The organism is Stenotrophomonas pictorum JCM 9942 (assembly GCF_001310775.1).
Taxonomy (GTDB): Bacteria; Pseudomonadota; Gammaproteobacteria; order Xanthomonadales; family Xanthomonadaceae; genus Stenotrophomonas; species Stenotrophomonas pictorum.
In genome coordinates this window covers 1-856 of record NZ_BAZI01000695.1, presented here as the reverse complement: position 1 = coordinate 856, position 856 = coordinate 1, and the positions used below count along the sequence as shown (strand labels likewise).

Annotated in this window: 1 protein-coding gene; it reads left to right on the top strand. The window is 68.3% G+C overall.

Going from position 1 to position 856, the window contains the following annotated elements; translation table 11 throughout:
* Positions 1 to 856: DUF3418 domain-containing protein (locus JCM9942_RS17115; RefSeq protein ID WP_157723046.1), on the top strand; the 856-nt coding region annotated here is incomplete at both ends.

Below are 856 nucleotides of genomic sequence, written 5' to 3'. Positions count from 1 at the left end.
AAGGCCCTGGCGGCCGAAGGCCTGCGCGAGTTCCCGGCCACCCCCATTCCCGAGCAGGTGCCCGGTGAAGCCGGAGTGCCGGCGTATCCGGCACTGGTCGACACCGGTGAATGCGCGGCGCTGCGCATCTTCGCCGACCGCAACGAGGCCCGTCTTGCCCACCCGCATGGGGTACGCCGGCTGCTGGAAATCGCCCTGGCCGACAAGGTCAAACAGGCCCGCAAGCAGTTGCCGGTAGCGCCCAAGACGGGCTTGTTGTACGCGGCTATCGAGTCACAGGAACGACTGCGCGGCGATCTGGTCGATGCGGCGATGAACGCGGTGCTGGCGGACGGGCTGGGCGATATCCGCTCGCCGGAAGCCTTCGAGCTGCGCCGCGCCGATGCGGCCAAACGCCTGTTCGGCGAGGCGATGGAGCGGCTCAAGTTGGCCGAATCCATCCTCGGGCTGGTCGGTGAGTTGAAGCCGCAACTGGAAGCGCCGCTGATGGGCTGGGCGCGCGGAAATCTCGACGATATGGAACGGCAGCTGGCCGGGCTGATCCACGCCGGCTTCCTGCGGCAGACCCCGGCCGATGCGCTGGCCCAGTTCCCGCGCTATCTCAAGGCGATGATCCTGCGCGCCGAGCGCGCCAAGCGCGATCCGCCGCGCGACCAGGCGCGGATGCTGGAACTGAAGCCCTTCGTCGATGCGCTGGAAGATGCGCGCACCCAGGGTTTGGCGGAACGGCCGGAATGGGCCGCGCTGCGCTGGGATATCGAAGAGTTGCGGGTATCGCTGTTCGCCCAGGAGCTGGGTTTCCGTTCCGGCGTCTCCGCCAAAAAGCTGGCCCAGCGCGTGAGTGCGCTGCGCCGCT